The sequence below is a fragment of the Roseomonas marmotae genome (genome assembly GCF_017654485.1).
Classification (GTDB): domain Bacteria; phylum Pseudomonadota; class Alphaproteobacteria; order Acetobacterales; family Acetobacteraceae; genus Pseudoroseomonas; species Pseudoroseomonas marmotae.
Window position 1 is genome coordinate 2,631,800 of record NZ_CP061091.1, and the last position, 18,480, is coordinate 2,650,279.

The following is an 18,480-nucleotide window of genomic DNA, read 5'->3' on the forward strand; positions in this document are numbered from 1 at the left end:
GGCCGGCAAGCCAGGAAACCACCCATGAAGCCCGTGAACGACAACCCGCCTTCCGGCATCCGCCAGGATACCAACGAAGCGCGCCCGAACGACCGTGTCGATCCGCCGGAAGTGAAGCGACCGCCCGGCCAGCCCGCCTCGGGCTCCTCGCCCGAGCGGGCCGAGGCTCCTTCGGAGCCGACGCCGCAGCCGCCCGAGACCCCCGAGCGCAACGAGCCGATCGACAAGCCCGTGCCCGCCGATGCCAATGAGGATCTGCCCGAGGGCCAGTACGGCCGGGCCGATATCCTTCACAAGCCGCGCCACTGATCCCACTCCGGCGGCTTCGCCCCCGCCGGCGCGCCACTCCCTGTTACGCCCCCGCTTTTCTGCTCCGGCCGCGTCAACGATTTCGCTTCTGCGTCGTTGTCCCAGCCAGGGCCACGGCCGGCAGCTGCCGCGGCGACCGACGTGACCAGGAAGCGAGGGGAACAGCGCCATGACGGATTCCAAGACGGCCTCCATCGTCTCTGGCCTAGAGAAGCGGATGGAACAGGGCATCCCCAGCGGCCGGCAGGCAGTTCTGGCAATGCTTGGTGCGCATCTGCATGACAGCCAGCGCGGCTATGACACCGGCCGCCGCCAGACTTCCGATCGTTTCCTCCGCATCGAGTTCACGGAACTCGCTGAGAAACGCGCCAACATGGCGGAGGAGCTGGACGAGCTTCTGACGCGCCTCGGCGTGACGCCTCAGCCTGAGGGCAGCACCCTCGGCGGCGTGCATCGCGTGGTGCTGGACCTGCAGGGCAAGCTCTTCGGCCGTGGCCGCGCCCGTGTGCTGCGCGAGGTGGTGCGTGGTGAATCCATCCTGGAAAGCGCCTATGCCGACGCGCTGTCCGAAGAACTGCCGTCCGATGCGCGCCAGCTTCTGAAGCGTCATTTCCGCCAGGTGCGCGCCACGGGCGACCGCTACGAAGCGATGCTGGAGGAAGACGAAGCCCCCGCCCACGCCGCCGGGACTTCCTTCATGGCGCGTTTCGACCGGCTGACCAGGCCCATCACCAGCAACCCGATCCTCTCGGCGGTGGTCGTCACGGCGGTTTCGGCGCTGACGGCCCGGTTGCTGCGCCCACGCCGCTGAACGCCCAGCCCCGGGCCGTGCCGCACCAGAGATAATGGCGAGCAAACGAGGATCAGCGTGACCATTCCCTATGGCTGCCGTCCCTCCCCGGCCCGGCTGTGCCGGACATGACGCCGCCGCAAACCCAGGCCGGGGGTGCCGCACCTGCCCGCCCGCCGCTGCTGCCGGGCGCCATCTATCACATCGCCCCCGCCGATCCCGCCATGCTGGAACAGGCAGCCGGGCGGGCGAAGGAACTGGGCTTCGACAGCCTCTGCCTGGACCACCCCTTGCCCGGGATGAGCGGGCTGGCGCGGCGCCACGGGCTACGGCTGCTGCTGGCCATGCCGATGACGGAGGTGCGGGCCGCCGATCCCACCGCGCCGCCTGACCCGCGCTTCCCCGGACTGCACCGCCCGGCTGCCTCGCCCGACGCGCAGCGCTGGCTGGAAACCTGGGAAAGCCGGATGATCCAGGCTGCCGGGGAGGGTGTGGAAGGCTTTCTCTGCCTTCTGCCCGACTGGACCGGCCCCGAGGTGCTTCACAATCTCGTGGCCGCCGTGAAAGGTGCCAGCCCCGAGGCGTTGCTGGTGGCCTGCGTCAGCGGCCCCCAGCTGGGACTGGCCGAAGCCGGCTTCGATGCCGCCGCACCTCTGCTGCCATGGGCCGATGTCCTGGAGCAGGGCGCCGCCGAATGGACCGCCGGTCTGCCTCTGCTGGCCCTGGCGGAACTACCGGGCGGCCAGCGTCTGGCCAACCGCTGGAGCGACCGCCGGGAAGCCATGAGCGGACTGCGCCGGGCCATACGTCTCGCCGCCTTTTCCGGCGCCGGCTGGCTTCTGCCGGCGGGGATGGAGGTCGGCGACGTGCACCGAGGCTCACGGCTTCCCGCCGAGGGCACCGCCCCGCGCCTCGATCTGACCGAGGCGGTCCGGCACGCCAACGAGGAACGCCGCATGTCTGCGGCAGTCACCCAGGGAACGGTCAGCCGCCTGCTCTCGGCGCCGCATGCGCCGGTCGCGCTGCTGCGCCAGGGCGCGGCCGGCCGCGCCCTGGTGGTGGCCAATGCCTCCCTCACCCGGCCGCGGCCGCTGGCAGCCAGCCAGACACTGGGGCTCCTGTCCCGGCCCGGCACCCTACCGCCTGATCTGCTCGATACCGGGGGCCGTATGCTCCTGGCTCCCGCGGAGGTTCGCATCGTGCCCATTCATGAATCCTCGCCCGTGCGCCTGCCACTTCCGGAAGGTACCGCCGCCGCGGAGGACGCGACCGAGGCCCCGCGTATCGCCATCGAGAACATCGCCCCCGCCGTGGATGCCGGTCGCTTCGCCGTGAAGCGGGCGGTTGGACAGGCGGTGACGGTTACAGCGGATGTCTTCACCGACGGCCATACCAAGATCGCCGTCCGGCTGCTGTGGCGTCCCGCGGATGAGGATGCCTGGCGCGAGGTTCCGATGACGGCCGCCGGCAACGATGTCTGGCAGGCCAGCTTCGTCCCCGACCGTATCGGCCGCCACCTCTACACGGTGGAAGCCTGGGTCGATGTCTATGCCGCCTTCGTGGATGAGATCACGAAGAAGCATGCCGCCGGCATCGATGTCTCGCTGGAGCGTCAGGAAGGAATGGAACTGCTGCGGGCCGCCGCGGGGCGCCTGGCGGACCAGGGCGGCGACCTCGCCATGGTGCTGGAGAACGAGCCCGGCGCGACGCATGACCAGGCGGTGGCGCTGTTCACCCTGCCGCGCACCGTCGCCGCCATGCGCGCCGCCGATGCGCGTCCCTTCCGCGTGCGCCAGGAGCCCCCGCTGCCGCTGGAGGTGGAACGCCGCGAGGCCGGATTCGCATCCTGGTATGAAATCTTCCCACGCTCGCAGAGCGGAGACCCGGATCGTCACGGCACCTTTCATGACGTGATCGCCCGCCTGCCCTCCATCCGCGCTATGGGCTTCGACGTGCTCTATTTCCCGCCGATCCACCCGATCGGCCAGAAGAACCGCAAGGGCCGCAACAACAGCCTGACGGCGGAGCCCAGCGATCCAGGCAGCCCCTATGCCATCGGCTCCGAAGACGGCGGCCATGACGCGCTGCACCCGGAACTCGGCACGCTGGAGGATTTCCGCGCGCTGGTGAAGGCGGCGGCCGATAACGGAATGGAACTGGCGCTGGATTTCGCCATCCAGTGCTCCCCGGACCATCCCTGGCTGAAGGACCACCCGGACTGGTTCGACTGGCGCCCGGACGGCTCCATCCGCTACGCCGAGAATCCACCGAAGAAATACGAAGACATCGTCAACGTCGATTTCTACAAGCCCGCCTCCATGCCGGCGCTGTGGATCGCGCTGCGCGATGTCGTGCTTTTCTGGGTGAAGGAGGGCGTGAAGCTCTTCCGCGTGGACAACCCGCACACCAAGCCCCTGCCCTTCTGGGAATGGATGATCGGCGAGGTGCGTGCCCGCGCGCCGGAAGTGGTCTTCCTCTCGGAAGCCTTCACGCGGCCCAAGGTGATGTATCGCCTGGCCAAAGTCGGCTTCAGCCAGTCCTATACCTATTTCACCTGGCGCAACGCACGGTGGGAGTTGCAGCAGTATCTGCAGGAGCTGAACCAGCCCCCGGTGCGCGATTTCTTCCGCCCGCATTTCTTCGTCAACACGCCGGACATCAATCCGGAATTCCTGCAGCAGACCGGCCGCCCCGGCCACCTGATCCGCGCCGCGCTGGCCGCGACGCTCTCCGGCCTCTGGGGCGTCTATAACGGTTTCGAGCTGTGCGAGGCCACACCGGTAAAGCCGGGCAAGGAAGAGTACCTCGACAGCGAGAAGTACGAGATCAAGGTCTGGGACTACGACCGCCCCGGCAACATCAAGGCCGAGATCACGGAGCTCAACCGCATCCGCCGGGAAAATCCGGCGCTGCACACGCATCTCGGCACCACCTTCCTGAACTCGCAGCACGAGAACATCCTGCTGTTCGTGAAGCAGACGGCTGAGGGAGAGAACGCCATGCTGGTGGCCATCTCCATGGACCCCCGCAACGCGGTGGAGACCTGGATGGAACTGCCGCAATGGGCGATGGGCCTGCCCGGCGGCGCCCCGCTGGCGGTCGAGAACCTGATGCCTGGCGGCTTCGACGAGGAGCGCTGGGAAGGCACACACCGCCACCTCCGCCTCGACCCCAATTCCGGACTGCCCTTCGCCATCTGGCGCCTGCGCGCCGCCGACAAGGCCTGACCATGCCCGACGCCAATATCCTCACCGTCACCGACGCCATGCCGGAAGATCCGCTCTGGTACAAGGACGCGGTCATCTACCAGCTGCACATCAAGTCCTTCTTCGACAAGAACAACGATGGCGTCGGAGATATTCCCGGGCTGATCGAGAAGCTGGACTATATCGCCGAACTCGGCGTCGATGCCATCTGGATGCTGCCCTTCTACCCCTCGCCCCGCCGGGACGACGGCTACGACATCGCCGACTACACCTCCGTCCACCCGGAATACGGGACGATGGATGATGTCCGCCTCCTGATCGAGGAGGCGCATGCGCGCGGCATCCGTGTCATCACCGAGCTGGTCATCAACCACACTTCCGACCAGCACCCCTGGTTCCAGCGCGCCCGCAACGCCCTGCCGGGAACGCCGGAACGCGACTTCTACGTCTGGTCCGACACCGACCAGAAATACGAAGGCACGCGCATCATCTTCCTGGACACCGAGAAATCCAACTGGACCTGGGACCCGGTGGCCCAGGCCTATTTCTGGCATCGCTTCTACAGCCACCAGCCGGACCTGAACTTCGACAACCCGGCGGTGCTGGAGGAAGTGCTGAATGTCATGCGCTTCTGGCTGGATCTCGGCATCGACGGGCTGCGGCTGGATGCCATCCCCTATCTGATCGAGCGCGACGGCACCAATAACGAGAACCTGCCGGGCACGCATGTCATCCTGAAGCGCATCCGCGCGGCGCTGGACGAGCATTCCAAGGACCGCATGCTGCTGGCCGAGGCCAATCAATGGCCGGAGGATACCCAGCAGTATTTCGGCGACGGCGACGAATGCCACATGGCCTTCCACTTTCCCCTGATGCCGCGCATGTACATGGCGATGGCGCAGGAGGACCGCTTCCCCATCACGGACATCCTGCGCCAGACTCCGGCCATTCCTGAGAACTGCCAGTGGGCCATCTTCCTGCGGAACCATGACGAGTTGACGCTCGAGATGGTGACGGACAAGGAACGTGACTATCTCTGGGAGACCTATGCCTCCGACCGCCGCGCGCGCATCAATCTCGGCATCCGTCGCCGCTTGGCGCCGCTGCTGGAGCGCGACCGGCGGCGGATCGAGCTGATGAACAGCCTGCTGCTCTCCATGCCCGGCACGCCCGTCATCTACTACGGGGACGAGATCGGCATGGGTGACAACATCCATCTCGGCGACCGCGACGGCGTGCGCACGCCCATGCAATGGTCGCCCGACCGCAATGGCGGCTTCTCCCGCGCCGATCCGGCGGCGCTGGTGCTGCCCGCCATCATGGACCCGATCTACGGCTACCAGGCGGTCAATGTCGAAGCGCAGGCCATCGACCAGCATTCCCCGCTGAACTGGATGCGGCGCATGCTGGCGGTTCGAAAGCGCCACAAGGCCTTCGGCCGCGGCAGCTTCGGCTATCTCTATCCCGGCAACCGCAAGATCCTCGCCTTCCTCCGCGAATACGAGGGCGAGACCATCCTCTGCGTCTGCAACCTCTCCCGCACCGCCCAGGCGGTGGAGCTGGACCTCTCGGCCTTCGCCGGCCGCGTGCCGGTGGAGTTGATCGGTGGCGCGTCCTTCCCGCCGATCGGGCAGCTCACCTACCTGCTGACGCTGCCGCATTACGGCTTTTATTGGTTCCTTTTGGCGACGGAGGCTGCCTTGCCCACCTGGCATACACCGGCCCCAGAGCCGATGTCCGAACTCTCCACCCTCGTCATGAGGAACAGTCTAACGGAGGTGCTGGCCCCCGCCCCCCGCCGCGTGCTGGAGCATGACGCCCTGCCGCAGTATCTCGGCCGCCGACGCTGGTATTCCGGCAAGGGCAGCGATGCCGCACCGGTCCTGACCTTCGCCGAAGTGCTGAAGACCGAAACCGCCGACATGATACTGGCCGAGGTGGAAGCCGCCGCCGGCGACGGCCGCGCGCGCTACTTCCTTCCCCTCGGCGTGGTCTGGGAAGATGAGAGCAGCGCGGCCCTGCCGCAGCAGCTCGCCCTGGCGCGCATCCGCCGCGGCCGCCGCATCGGCCTGCTGACGGACGCCTTCGCGCTGGATGCCATGCCCTTCGCCGTGCTGCGCGACCTGGCTGAAAGCAGGGTCATCCCGCTGGAGCAGGGCGAGATCCGCTTCCTGCCGACCTCGCAATTCGACCTCTCCTCCATCCCAGGCGATGCGGAGATCCGCCGTCTCTCCGCCGAGCAGTCCAATTCCTCCCTGATCTTGGGCGAGAACGCGGTGCTGAAGCTGGTGCGGCGCGTGACGGAGGGCATCAATCCGGAGACGGAGATGACCCGCTACCTGACCGAGCGCGGCTTCGCCCAGACGGCGCCGCTGCTGGGCGAGGTGGTGCGCGTCACGCCGGACGGCACGCCGCGCACCCTGGTGGTGGTGCAGGGCTTCGTGCGGAACCAGGGCGACGGCTGGGGCTGGACCCTGAACTTCCTGCACCGCGCCGTGGAGTCCATGGCGCTGACCGAGGCCTCGGCCGAGGAGCAGAAGGACACCTTCTCCGGCTACAGCGTCTTCGCGGCCGCGCTGGGCCGCCGCCTGGCCGAGATGCATGCCGTGCTCGCCGAGGATTCGGAGGACGATGCCTTCGCGCCGCAACTGGCCGGGCAGGAGGAGGTCTCCGGCTGGGCCGAGAGCGCGCGCAGGCAACTCGCCGCGGCGCTTCAGGGCCTGTCGCGGATCAGATCCTGGGAGCGGGAGGAGGATACCGCCCGCGCCGCCTGGCTGGCCAGCAACGGCGAAAAGCTGATGGCGGCGCTGGACGGGTTGGCAGCCGCCGCGCCCGGCGCGCTGCGCACCCGTATCCATGGCGACTTCCATCTGGGCCAGGTCCTGGTGGTGCAGGGCGACGCCTATATCATCGACTTCGAGGGCGAGCCCGCCAAGACGCTGGAGCAGCGGCGCGCCAAGACCTCTCCTCTGCGGGATGTCGCTGGGCTGCTGCGTTCCATCGACTACGCGGTAGCGACGGCCAGCACAGGCCAGGCGGCCACCTCCGGCGCTGCCGCGGAGCGGCGCGGGCCGATGCTGGAGAATTTCCGCACCCGTGCCGCCCAGGAATTCCTGGAGGCCTATCGCGCCGTGCATGACGCGGCGCCGCGGCGCTGGGCACAGCCGGAGGCGGAATCCGCGCTGCTCCACCTGTTCCTGATCGAGAAAGCAGCGTACGAGGTCTGCTACGAGATCGCGAACCGGCCAAGCTGGATCGGCATTCCGCTGCAAGGGCTGGAAGATCTGGGACGCCGTATCATCGAAAGGGACGCTCACCATGGCTGATCAGCATCTCGACCCCGGTGCCATTTCCGCCCTGGTCGAGGCGCGCCATGGCGACCCCTTTTCCGTGCTGGGCCCGCAGGAGACCGGGCATGGCCGGGAGCTGCGCGTGATGATGCCCGGTGCCATGGGCGTGCAGGCCGTCAGCGGCGACCAGGTCACCACGCTGCGCCCGGTGCATGAGGCCGGGCTCTTCGCCGGCATGATCCCGCCCGGGCCCTATGTGCTGCGCATCGACTGGGGCAATGGCGAGATCCAGGAGACGGAGGACCCGTATTCCTTCGGGCTGCTGCTAAGCGACTTCGACCTCTATCTGCTCAGTGAAGGCACGCACCAGGATATCGCCAGCTGCCTTGGCGCCCAGCCCATGACCATCGACGGCGCCCCCGGCGTCCGCTTCGCGGTCTGGGCGCCGAATGCGCGGCGCGTCTCGGTGGTCGGCGATTTCAACTCCTGGGACGGCCGCCGCAACCCCATGCGGAAGCGGTATGAGGCCGGGATCTGGGAATTGTTCATCCCCCGCCTCGCCCCTGGCGCCGTCTACAAATACGAGCTGCTGGGCCCGCAGGGCAATCTGCTGCCGCTGAAATCCGACCCCTTCGCCTGGCAGGTGGAACCGCCGCCCGCCACCGCCTCCGTGGTGGCCGATGTCGCTGCCATCCCAGTGCCGCCGCGCCGCAGCCGGCCGGTCAACCATGTCGTCGAGCCTATCTCGGTCTATGAGGTGCACGCCTCATCCTGGGCGCGCGGCGACGGCAACATGGCGCTGGGGTGGGAGGAGCTGGGCGACAAGCTTATCCCCTATGCCGTGGAGATGGGCTTCACCCATCTCGAGTTCCTGCCGATCATGGCGCATCCCTTCGGCGGCTCCTGGGGCTACCAGCCGCTGGGGCAGTTCGCGCCGCATGCGCCCTTCGGCCCCCCCGAGCATTTCGCCCGCATGGTGCAGCGCTGCCATGAGGCGGGGCTCGGGGTCATCCTGGACTGGGTGCCGGCGCATTTCCCGTCCGACCAGCACGGCCTCGCCATGTTCGACGGCACGCCGCTCTACGAGCATTCCGACCCGAAGGAAGGCTTCCACAGGGACTGGAACACCCTCATCTACAATCTTGGCCGGCGGGAGGTGCGGAACCTGCTGATCGGCAGCGCGCTGCACTGGCTGGAACGCTACGGCGTGGACGGGCTGCGCGTCGACGCCGTGGCGTCGATGCTCTACCGCGACTACAGCCGCAACGAAGGCGAATGGGTGCCCAACATCTATGGCGGGCGCGAGAATCTGGAGAGCATCGCCTTCCTGCAGGAACTCTCCCGCGTCATCCAGCAGCGCTGCCCGGACCGCCTGCTGATCGCGGAGGAGAGCACTGCCTTCCCGGGCGTCACCCGCAAGGCGGATGAGGGCGGGCTCGGCTTCGACTTCAAATGGAACATGGGGTGGATGCACGACACGCTCCACTACATGCAGACCGACCCGCTCTATCGCCGCCACCACCATGGCGAGATGACCTTCGGCCTGGTCTATGCCTTCTCCGAGAAGTTCATGCTCCCGCTGTCACATGACGAGGTGGTACACGGGAAAGGCTCCCTGCTCGGCAAGATGCCGGGCGACGAATGGCAGAAATTCGCCAATCTCCGCGCCTATTTCGGCTTCATGTGGACCCATCCCGGCAAGAAGCTGCTCTTCATGGGCGGAGAGATCGCGCAGGAGCGGGAATGGAACCACGACCGCGGCCTCGACTGGTACCTGCTGGACGACCCGCGCCATGCCGGCGTGCAGCGCCTGGTGCGCGACCTCAACCGGCTCTACCGGCAGATCCCCGCCCTGTATCAGCGGGACAGCTCGCCGGAAGGCTTCGCCTGGTCGGTCATCGATGACGCCGCCAACAGCGTCTTCGCCTATATCCGCATGGGCGAGGAGGGCGAGACGCCGGTGCTGGTGGTCTGCAACTTCACGCCGGTCCCGCGGGAAGGCTATACCGTCGGCGTGCCCGTGGCGGGCGAGTGGAAGGAGATCTTCAACTCCGACGCCGCCATCTACGGTGGCAGCAATCTGGGCAATGGCGGCCTGGTGCGGGGGGCCGAGGAAGCCTCCCATGGCCATCCGGCGTCCCTGACCCTGACCCTGCCGCCGCTGGCCACGATCATCCTGACGCCTGCGGGGTAATTCGGTTTTGCCATTGCTTGCTGACCGGCTTCTGCCGGGAAGGCCCGATCCACTTGGGGCCACCTGGGACGGGTTGGGGGTGAATTTCGCCCTCTTCTCCGCCCATGCGGAGAAAGTCGAACTCTGCGTCTTCGATGCCGCCGGCCGGAAGGAGGTCGCGCGGCTCGAACTTCCGGAATGCACGGACGAGGTCTTCCACGGCTATCTGCCGGAGGTGCGGCCCGGCCTGATCTATGGCTACCGCGCCTATGGTCCGTACCGGCCGGAACATGGGCACCGCTTCAATCCCAACAAGCTGCTGCTCGACCCCTACGCCCGGCAGTTGCAGGGCAGCCTGCGCTGGACGGATGCGCTCAACGGCTACCGCGCGCATACCGGCCGCACCGACCTCAGCTTTGACCGGCGGGATTCCGCGGCAGCCATGCCCAAGGCCATCGTCACGGACGACGCCTTCAACTGGGGCGACGACCGCCCGCCCGCCGTGCCCTGGGACCGCACGCTGATCTACGAGACGCATCTGCGCGGCCTCACGGTGTTGCGCGACGACCTGGCGCCGCGGGAGCGCGGCACCTTCGCGGCACTGGCCGACCCGCGGGTCATCGAGCACCTCCAGAAGCTCGGCGTCACGGCGGTGGAACTGCTGCCGGTGCAGGCGTTCCTGCAGGACCGTTTCCTGGTGGAGAAGGGCCTGAGGAACTACTGGGGCTATTCCCCCCTCTCCTATTTCGCGCCGGAGCCACGCTACCTCTCCCAGGGCTCGACGGATGAGATCCGCGTCGCCATCCGCCGCCTGCATGCCGCGGGCCTGGAGGTGATCCTGGACGTTGTCTACAACCACACCTGCGAAGCCGATGAGATGGGCCCCACCCTCTCCTGGCGCGGCATCGACAATGCCAGCTACTACCGCCTGCGGCCCGGCGACGAGCGGCGCTATATCGACGAGACCGGCTGCGGCAATACCGTCAACCTCTCGCACCCCCGGGTGCTGCAGATGGTGATGGACAGCTTGCGCTATTGGGCCACCTCCTTCCGCGTCGACGGCTTCCGCTTCGATCTCGGCACCACCCTGGGACGGGAGGGCACGGGCTTCGATCCCGGCTCCGGCTTCTTCGACGCCATCCGGCAGGACCCCGTGCTGTCGCGGCTGAAGCTCATCACCGAGCCCTGGGATATCGGCCCGGGCGGCTATCAGCTCGGCAACCACCCGCCCGGCTTCTCGGAATGGAACGATCGCTTCCGCGACGACATCCGCCGTTTCTGGCGCGGTGATGCCGGCGCGCGGCCCGATCTTGCCGCCCGCCTCGCCGGCTCATCCGAACTGTTCGACCGCCGCCGTCGCCGGCCCTGGGCCAGCATCAACTTCGTCTCCTCGCATGACGGCTTTACGCTGCAGGACCTCGTCTCCTTCACCGAGAAGAACAACCTGCGCAACGGCGAGCACAACCGCGACGGCCATGACGAGGATTTCTCCGCCAACTGGGGCGTGGAGGGCCCGACCCGGGATATCGTCATCCTGGCGCAGCGGGAGCGGATCAAGCGCGCCATGCTGATGACGCTGCTGGTCAGCCACGGCACGCCCATGCTGCTGGGTGGGGATGAGTTCGGCCGGACGCAGCAGGGCAACAACAATGCCTATTGCCAGGACAATGACATCTCCTGGTTTGACTGGAGCATGGCGGCGAGCGAGGACGGCATCGAGCTCTCGCAGTTCTTCGCCCGGGCCGCCGCGCTGCGCCGCGCGCATCCCACCCTGCGTAGCGCCCGCTTCCTGCACGGCCAGGACATGCCGCTGCCCGGCGTCGCCGATCTCGCCTGGTTCGACGAGCATGGGGCGGCCATGCGCCCGGAAGTCTGGGGCGACGCGGAAGGGCGCGTGCTGGCCATGCGCCGCGCCGCCGCCGTCGAGGGCGGCGTGGAGGTCACGCTGCTGCTGGTAAACGGCTCGCCCGAGGCGCGCCTCTTCACGCTGCCCCGGCCGGCACTGCCCGGCGGCACGCACTGGCGGATGGTGCTGGACAGCGCGGAACCCAAGGCCCAGGCGCGCGTTGTCCAACGCGCGACGGAGCGTGTGGAGCGGCAGTCCGCCCGGCTGCTGGTGGCCTTCGTCGGGCAAGAGGATGCGGACCCGGCATGACCACCAGCTTCTCCTTCGGGGCCATCCCCACCGGCGGCGGCAAGGCCCGATTCCGCCTCTGGGCGCCTGGCCAGGACAGCCTGACGCTGCTGCGTCAGGGGCAGGACGACATCCCCATGCACCGGGGCGCGGATGGCTGGTGGGAGGCGGAGGCCGAGGCCCCGCCCGGCGCCCGCTACCGCTATCGCCTGGGTGATGGGATGGAAGTTCCGGACCCTGCCTCCCGCGCCCAGCATGGCGACGTGGATGGCTGGAGTTTGGTGGTGGACCACGGCGCCTATCAGTGGCAGCAGCCGGACTGGAAGGGCCAGCCCTGGCCGCGCGCCGTCATCTATGAATTGCATGCCGGTCTCTATGGCGGTTTCCGCGGCATCATCGACGACCTGCCGCGGCTGGCGGCGCTGGGCGTCAATACCGTCGAGCTGATGCCGGTGAATGCCTTCGCCGGCCTGCGGAACTGGGGCTATGACGGCGTGCTGCCCTATGCGCCGGACGAGACCTACGGCACGCCGGACGACCTGAAGGCACTGGTGGACGCGGCGCATGGCCATGGCCTCTCGGTCATGCTCGATGTCGTCTACAACCACTTCGGCCCCTCCGGTAACTACTGGGGCGCGATCGCCCCCGCCTTCTTCCACCAGGACAAGGCCAATCCCTGGGGCCAGTCGATCGACTTCACCCGCCGCGAGGTGCGCGACTTCTTCATCGAGAACGCGCTCTACTGGCTGGCGGAATACCGCTTCGATGGGCTGCGGCTGGATGCCGTGCATGCCATCGAGGATGACAGCTTCCTGCCCGAGCTCTCCGCCCGCATCCGCGAGGCCACCGCGGGCCGCCATGTGCATCTGGTGCTGGAGAACGAGCGCAACGACGCCATGCTGCTGGAAGCACATTTCGACGCGCAGTGGAACGACGACCTCCACCATTGCCTGCACGTCCTGCTGACCGGCGAGCACGACGCCTATTACATCGACTATGCCGAGGATACGGCGGACAAGCTGGCCCGCGCGCTCTCCTCCGGCTTCGTCTACCAGGGGCAGATCTCGAAGAATCTCGGCCACCAGCGCGGCAAGCCCAGCGCCCATCTGCCGCCCAGCGCCTTCGTCAACGCGCTTCAGACGCATGACCAGGTTGGCAACCGCGCCATGGGCGAGCGCATCGCCCAGATTGCCCCGCCCGAGGGCGTGCGGGCGGCGCTGCTGCTGCTGCTGCTCTCGCCGCAGATCCCCATGCTCTTCATGGGCGACGAATGGGCCAGCAAGCGCCCCTTCCTCTTCTTCACCGGCTTCACCGATGATGGGCTGGCGGAAGCCGTGCGGGAGGGGCGCCGGAAGGAATTCGCCCGCTTCCCCGCCTTCGCCGACCCGGCGCGGCGGGAGAAGATCCCGGACCCCAACGACCCCGCCACCTTCACCATGAGCCGCCCCGACCCGGCCGAGCGCATGGACCCCCGGCACGTCGAGGTCGAGGAATTCGTCGCCGCCCTGCTGCGCCAGCGGCGGGAGCGGCTGGCGCAGCGGCTGGATGGCACCACCTCGCTCGCCGCCGAGACGCTGGGCGAGAGAGGCGTGCGGGTGCAGTGGCGCCTGGGCGATGGCGCGGTGCTGACCATCGCCGCGCAGTTCGGCCCGGATTCCGTCCCCTGCCCCACCGGCCCCGGCACCCTGCTGGCCGAATCGCGCGGCGGGCTGGCGGCCGCGCTGGAAGCCAGGGGCCTGGGCGGCTTCGGCGCCATTGCCTGGCTGGCCACCGAAACCCGCATCGCCGAGACCCTGTGGTGAGTGACGCCGCGCTGCGAAGCCTGGCGCGCGCCGCCGGGCTGATGGCCGAATGGCGCGATGCCGCCGGCAAGCCAATGACGGTGGAGCCCGATGCGCTGCGCGTGCTGCTGGGCGCGCTGGGCCTGCCCGCCGCCAGTGACGCGCAGGTGAAGGAAAGCCTGGCCGCGCATCGCCAGGCCACGCGCGGGCTGCGCCCGCCCCTGGTCACGGCCGAGGCCGGCGCGCCCGTCACGCTGAGGATCGCCCCCGGCCGCTACCGCATCGAAGCCGCCGATGGCACCGGCGCCGAGGGCGAGGCCGAAGCCATGCCGGGCGGCGCCCGCATCACCGCGCCCACCACGCCCGGCTACTACACCCTGGAATGCGGCGCGCGGCAGCTGGTGCTGGCGGTGGCCCCCGAGCATGGCCACCGCATCACCGACGCCTGCCCGGAAGGCCGCGCCTGGGGACTAACGGCGCAGATCTATTCCCTGCGGCGCGGCACGCCCCAGGGCGTGGGCGACTATGCCGCGTTGGAGGGCCTCGCCGGTCCCGCGGCCGCGCTGGGGGCCGATGCCATCGCCATCAGCCCGGTGCATGCGCAGTTCTCGGCCGATCCGAGCCGCTTCAGCCCCTATGCCCCTTCCTCCCGCGCCCGGCTGGATGTGCGGCACGCGGCGCGCGGCGACATCCTGGGCGAGCCCTTTGCCCCCCCGCCCGAGCTGGCCGCCGAACTGGAGCGGCTGGAGGCGCTGGAGCTGGTGGACTGGCCCGCCACCGCCCGCGCCCGGATCGCCCTGCTGCGCGATGCCTATGAAGCCTTCACCCGCAGCGCGCCGCAGTCCTCGCGCGAGGCTTTCGATGCCTTCCGGGCGGAGGGCGGCGCCTCCCTGCAACGCCACGCCGTCTTCGAGGCGCTGCACGCCCGGCAATTCGCCGATGGCCGCTGGCACTGGCGCGAATGGCCGGCCGCGCTGCGCGACCCCGAAAGCCCCGCCGTTGCCAGCTTCGCCGAGGAGAACGCGGCGGAGGTCGAGTACCACGCCTTCCTGCAATGGCTGGCCGATCGCGGCCTCGCCGCCGCGCAGCGCGCCGCGCGCCAGGGCGGCATGCGGATCGGCCTGATCGCCGACCTCGCCGTCGGTGTCGATGGCGGCGGCAGCGATGCCTGGAGCCGCCAGGCGGAGATCCTGCAGCAGGTCGAGATCGGCGCGCCGCCGGACCTCTTCAACGCGCGCGGCCAGGGCTGGGGCATCACCAGCTTCTCGCCACAGGGGCTCCGCATGTCCGGCTTCGCGGGGTTCCGGGAAATGCTGGCCGCCGCCTTCCGCAATGCCGGCGGCGTGCGGCTGGACCATGTGCTGGGCCTGCGCCGCCTCTGGCTGGTGCCAGGGGGCGCCAGCCCCCGCGACGGCGCCTATCTGCGCTACCCGCTGGAGGACATGCTGCGGCTGGTGGCGCTGGAGTCACACCTGAACCAGGGCATCGTCATCGGCGAGGATCTCGGCACCGTTCCCGCCGGGTTCCGGCCCCGGCTGGAGAAGGCGGGCCTCGCCGGCATGCGCGTGCTGTGGTTCGAGAAGCAGGGCAAGCGCTTCACCGCGCCGCAGAAATGGACAACCGGCGCCGTCTCCATGACCTCCACCCACGACCTCGCCACCGTCGCCGGCTGGTGGGAGGGGCGCGACATGGAGTGGCGGCGGAAGCTGGACCTGAAGCCGCTGGAGAAGGAGGAGAACCGGCAGGCTGAGCGCCGCGCGCTATGGTCCGCCTTCCGCGCCTCTGGCGTGGCGCAGGGCGAGCTACCGGAGAAGGAGGATGGCGCCACGGTAGCCGATGCCGCCGCCGCGCATATCGGCCGCGCCGCCTGCCAGCTGGCCCTGCTGCCGCTGGAGGATGCCCTGGCGGCGGTGGAACAGCCCAACCTGCCCGGCACCACCGACCAGCATCCCAACTGGCGGCGCCGCTTCCCGCAGCCGGTGGACCGGATGCTGGCCGACCCGGCGGTGGAGCGCCGCCTGCGCGGCCTGGCCCGGGCCCGGCGCGCGGAGTAGCGCGCCGTGCCTTTACACCGTTTCGTTGCAACCCGCGCAGCAACGGCGCGTCATGCAGCAGCGGTGAGGAGTTTGTCCCGGCATGACGCAGCCCATAACTAGCATCCCGCGCTCGACGGCGAGGCTGCAGTTCCATTCAGGCTTCACGCTGGATGATGCCATTCCGGTGGTGCCCTATCTGGCCTCACTCGGCATCAGCCATCTTTATGCCTCGCCCATCCTGCAGGCCCGCGCCGGGTCCACGCATGGCTACGACACCACGGACCACCGGCATGTGAATCCCGAACTGGGGGGCGAGCCCGCCCTGCGGCGGCTGGTGGCGGCGCTGCGGCAGCATGGCATGGGCCTGCTGCTGGATATCGTCCCCAACCATATGGGCGTGGGCGGCGACGACAATCCGGTCTGGCTGGATGTCATGGCCCATGGCCCGGAGGGCCGTTACGCGCAGTTCTTCGATATCGACTGGCAGTCCGACGACCCGGAACTGCGCGGCAAGATGCTCGCCCCCTTCCTCGGCCGCCCATATGGGGAGGCACTGACGGAGGGTGAGTTGAAGCTGGTCCGCAAGGGGCCGACCGGCCTCGCCGTGGACTATTTCGACAATCTCTTCCCCATCCGTCCTGAGGATGTGGAAGCGACGCTCGCAGATCTCGAATCCTTCGATCCCTCCAGCGAATCCGGCCGCGCCAGGTTGCATGAACTGCTGGAGCGGCAGCACTTCCGGCTGGCGCACTGGAAGCTCGCTTCGGAGGAGATCAACTGGCGCCGCTTCTTTGATGTCACAAGCCTCGCCGGGGTGCGGGCCGAGGTGCCCGAAGTCTTCGACGAAACCCACGAGGTCATCCTGCGCCTTTACGCGGAGGGGCTGATCGACGGCCTCCGCATCGACCATGTGGATGGCCTGTCCCAGCCCGGCGCCTATTGCCGCAAGCTGCGCCGCCGCATGGCCGCGGCGGCCCGCCATCGCCCGCCCGAGGCGCCGCGGGTCGAGCCCTGTATCGTCGTCGAGAAGATCCTGGCGCCCGGGGAGGCCCTGCCAGCCGACTGGAAGGTGGATGGCACCACCGGCTACGACTTCATGGATCAGGTCTCCGCTCTGCTGCACGACCCTGCCGGCGAGGCCACGCTCTCCCAGCTCTGGCGGGACGTCTCCGGCAGCGGGCGCGACTTCCCGGCCGAGGAACGCCTGGCACGCCGGCAGATCCTGCGCGACAACCTGGCCGCCGAGCGGGAAGCCTGCGCCCGCGCCCTGCACCGCATCGCGCGCGCCGGCATCATGACGCGCGACGTGCCACTGGCCACCATCCGGCGGGTGCTGACCGAGATCCTGGTCCACTTCCCGGTCTACCGCATCTATGCCCGCGCCAGCCGCCCGACCTCGCAGGATGCCACGGTCATGCTGCGCGCCATCGGCGCGGCACGCGCCAACCTGCCGCTCTCCGACCACCCCGTGCTGGAGCTGCTGCATCTCTGGCTGGCCGAGGAGCCGCTGCGCCACCTGCCGCCGGAGCAGCGCCGTTTGCGGCTGGTGGCCCGCACGCGCTTCCAGCAGCTTTCCTCTCCCACCGCCGCGAAATCGGTCGAGGATACCGCCTTCTACCGCTACGGCCGCCTGCTTTCCCGCAACGAGGTCGGCTCGCATCCCGGCCAGTTCTCGCTCCCACCCAACAGCTTCCACGCCGCCTGCCACCGGCGGCTGGAACAGCACCCCGGCGCGCTGCTGGCGACCGCCACGCATGACCACAAGCGCGGCGAAGACGTGCGGATGCGCCTAGCCGCGCTCTCGGAGATCGCGGATGAATGGGCCGCCACCCTGCGCGGCTGGATGGGTGCCAGCACCCCGCTGCGCCGCCTCCTGGAAAGCGGCCCGGCGCCCGAGGATGGCGATGCCGCCATGCTCTTCCAGATGCTGGCCGCCTCCTGGCCGCTGGACCTCAACCCGGAGGACCGGGCGGGTATCGAGGACTGGATCGGGCGGCTGGCCGGCTGGCAGCAGAAAGCGATACGGGAGGAGAAGCGCCGCTCAAGCTGGTCCATGCCGGACGAGGAATATGAGGCGGCTTCCCGTACCTTCCTGGAAGGGGTGCTGGATATCACGACGTCCCCACAGCTGTTGCGCGGCATCGCCGGCTTCGCAGAGCGCATCGCCCCCGCGGCGGCGGTGAAAGGTCTGGCGCAGGTGGCGCTGCGCCTGACCGCGCCGGGCGTGCCGGACCTCTACCAGGGCACCGAGTACTGGGATGAAAGCCTGGTAGACCCGGACAACCGCCGCCCCGTCGATTTCGGGGCGCGCATGGCATCGCTGCACACCGATGCCAGCCCTGCTGCCCTGCTGCCACAGTGGCGGGACGGGCGCGTGAAGCAGGCCGTCATCCACCGGTTGCTGCGGCTGCGGGCGGAATGGCCGGAACTGTTCCACCACGGCAGCTACAAGCCGCTGGAGGCAGTGGGGCCCCGCGCCGACTCCGTGCTCGCCTTCCTGCGGGAGCATGAGGGTCGGCAGTTGCTGATGGCGGTGCCGCTGCGTTCGGCCACACTGCTCGGCGGTGCCGGCACTCCTGCCTTCCCGAAGGGAAGCTGGGCCGGCACCTGGCTGCCGCTGATGCGGGCCGGGGAGCAATGGCATTGCGTCTTCAGCGGTCGCCGGGTCGATGCCGGAGAAAGCCTCGGCCTCGAATCCTGGGAGGAGGAGCTACCTCTGCTGGTGCTCCGCCGCGGCGCATGATCACGTAATTGTGAAAGA

General features: G+C 68.9%; 9 protein-coding genes. All 9 read left to right on the forward strand.

The genetic code is table 11. The features are described from left to right. The first annotated feature begins 24 nt into the window (after positions 1-24). The 9 genes from IAI58_RS12470 to treY all read left to right on the forward strand — a co-directional run bounded on the left by IAI58_RS12470 (position 25) and on the right by treY (position 18,462). Positions 25-309 (forward strand): hypothetical protein, encoded by a 285-nt coding sequence (locus tag IAI58_RS12470; protein ID WP_207445476.1) that lies wholly within the window; start codon positions 25-27, stop codon positions 307-309. 169 nt (positions 310-478) lie between these two features. After that, positions 479-1,120 (forward strand): PA2169 family four-helix-bundle protein, encoded by a 642-nt coding sequence (locus IAI58_RS12475; protein WP_207445475.1) that lies wholly within the window; start codon positions 479-481, stop codon positions 1,118-1,120. A gap of 107 nt (positions 1,121-1,227) precedes the next feature. Then, entirely contained in the window at positions 1,228-4,326 is a 3,099-nt protein-coding gene (locus tag IAI58_RS12480; protein WP_237182206.1) for an alpha-1,4-glucan--maltose-1-phosphate maltosyltransferase, read from the forward strand. A gap of 2 nt (positions 4,327-4,328) precedes the next feature. After that, a complete protein-coding gene (gene treS, locus IAI58_RS12485; protein WP_237182205.1) occupies positions 4,329-7,631 on the forward strand; it encodes a maltose alpha-D-glucosyltransferase in 3,303 nt (1,100 codons plus the stop codon). After that, a complete protein-coding gene (gene glgB, locus IAI58_RS12490) occupies positions 7,624-9,789 on the forward strand; it encodes a 1,4-alpha-glucan branching protein GlgB (RefSeq protein ID WP_207445474.1) in 2,166 nt (721 codons plus the stop codon). Before treS ends, glgB begins: the two co-directional genes overlap by 8 nt. Before the next feature lie 7 nt (positions 9,790-9,796). Continuing rightward, on the forward strand, positions 9,797-11,923 hold the full coding sequence (gene glgX, locus IAI58_RS12495; RefSeq protein WP_207445473.1) for a glycogen debranching protein GlgX: 2,127 nt from the start codon (positions 9,797-9,799) through the stop codon (positions 11,921-11,923). Then, positions 11,920-13,704, forward strand: coding sequence for a malto-oligosyltrehalose trehalohydrolase (treZ, locus tag IAI58_RS12500; protein ID WP_207445472.1), 1,785 nt, complete (start codon positions 11,920-11,922; stop codon positions 13,702-13,704). Before glgX ends, treZ begins: the two co-directional genes overlap by 4 nt. Continuing rightward, a complete protein-coding gene (gene malQ, locus IAI58_RS12505; RefSeq protein ID WP_207445471.1) occupies positions 13,701-15,737 on the forward strand; it encodes a 4-alpha-glucanotransferase in 2,037 nt (678 codons plus the stop codon). The genes treZ and malQ overlap by 4 nt, the downstream gene beginning before the upstream one ends. Before the next feature lie 82 nt (positions 15,738-15,819). Continuing rightward, a complete protein-coding gene (gene treY, locus IAI58_RS12510; protein ID WP_207445470.1) occupies positions 15,820-18,462 on the forward strand; it encodes a malto-oligosyltrehalose synthase in 2,643 nt (880 codons plus the stop codon). The last annotated feature ends 18 nt before the right edge of the window (positions 18,463-18,480 follow it).

Bases quoted from the DNA above. Each gene is read 5' to 3' on its own strand.
- IAI58_RS12470 (WP_207445476.1), top strand. From the start codon at position 25: ATGAAGCCCGTGAACGACAACCCGCCTTCCGGCATCCGCCAGGATACC.
- IAI58_RS12475 (WP_207445475.1), top strand. From the start codon at position 479: ATGACGGATTCCAAGACGGCCTCCATCGTCTCTGGCCTAGAGAAGCGG.
- IAI58_RS12480 (WP_237182206.1), top strand. From the start codon at position 1,228: ATGACGCCGCCGCAAACCCAGGCCGGGGGTGCCGCACCTGCCCGCCCG.
- treS (WP_237182205.1), top strand. From the start codon at position 4,329: ATGCCCGACGCCAATATCCTCACCGTCACCGACGCCATGCCGGAAGAT.
- glgB (WP_207445474.1), top strand. From the start codon at position 7,624: ATGGCTGATCAGCATCTCGACCCCGGTGCCATTTCCGCCCTGGTCGAG.
- treZ (WP_207445472.1), top strand. From the start codon at position 11,920: ATGACCACCAGCTTCTCCTTCGGGGCCATCCCCACCGGCGGCGGCAAG.
- treY (WP_207445470.1), top strand. From the start codon at position 15,820: ATGACGCAGCCCATAACTAGCATCCCGCGCTCGACGGCGAGGCTGCAG.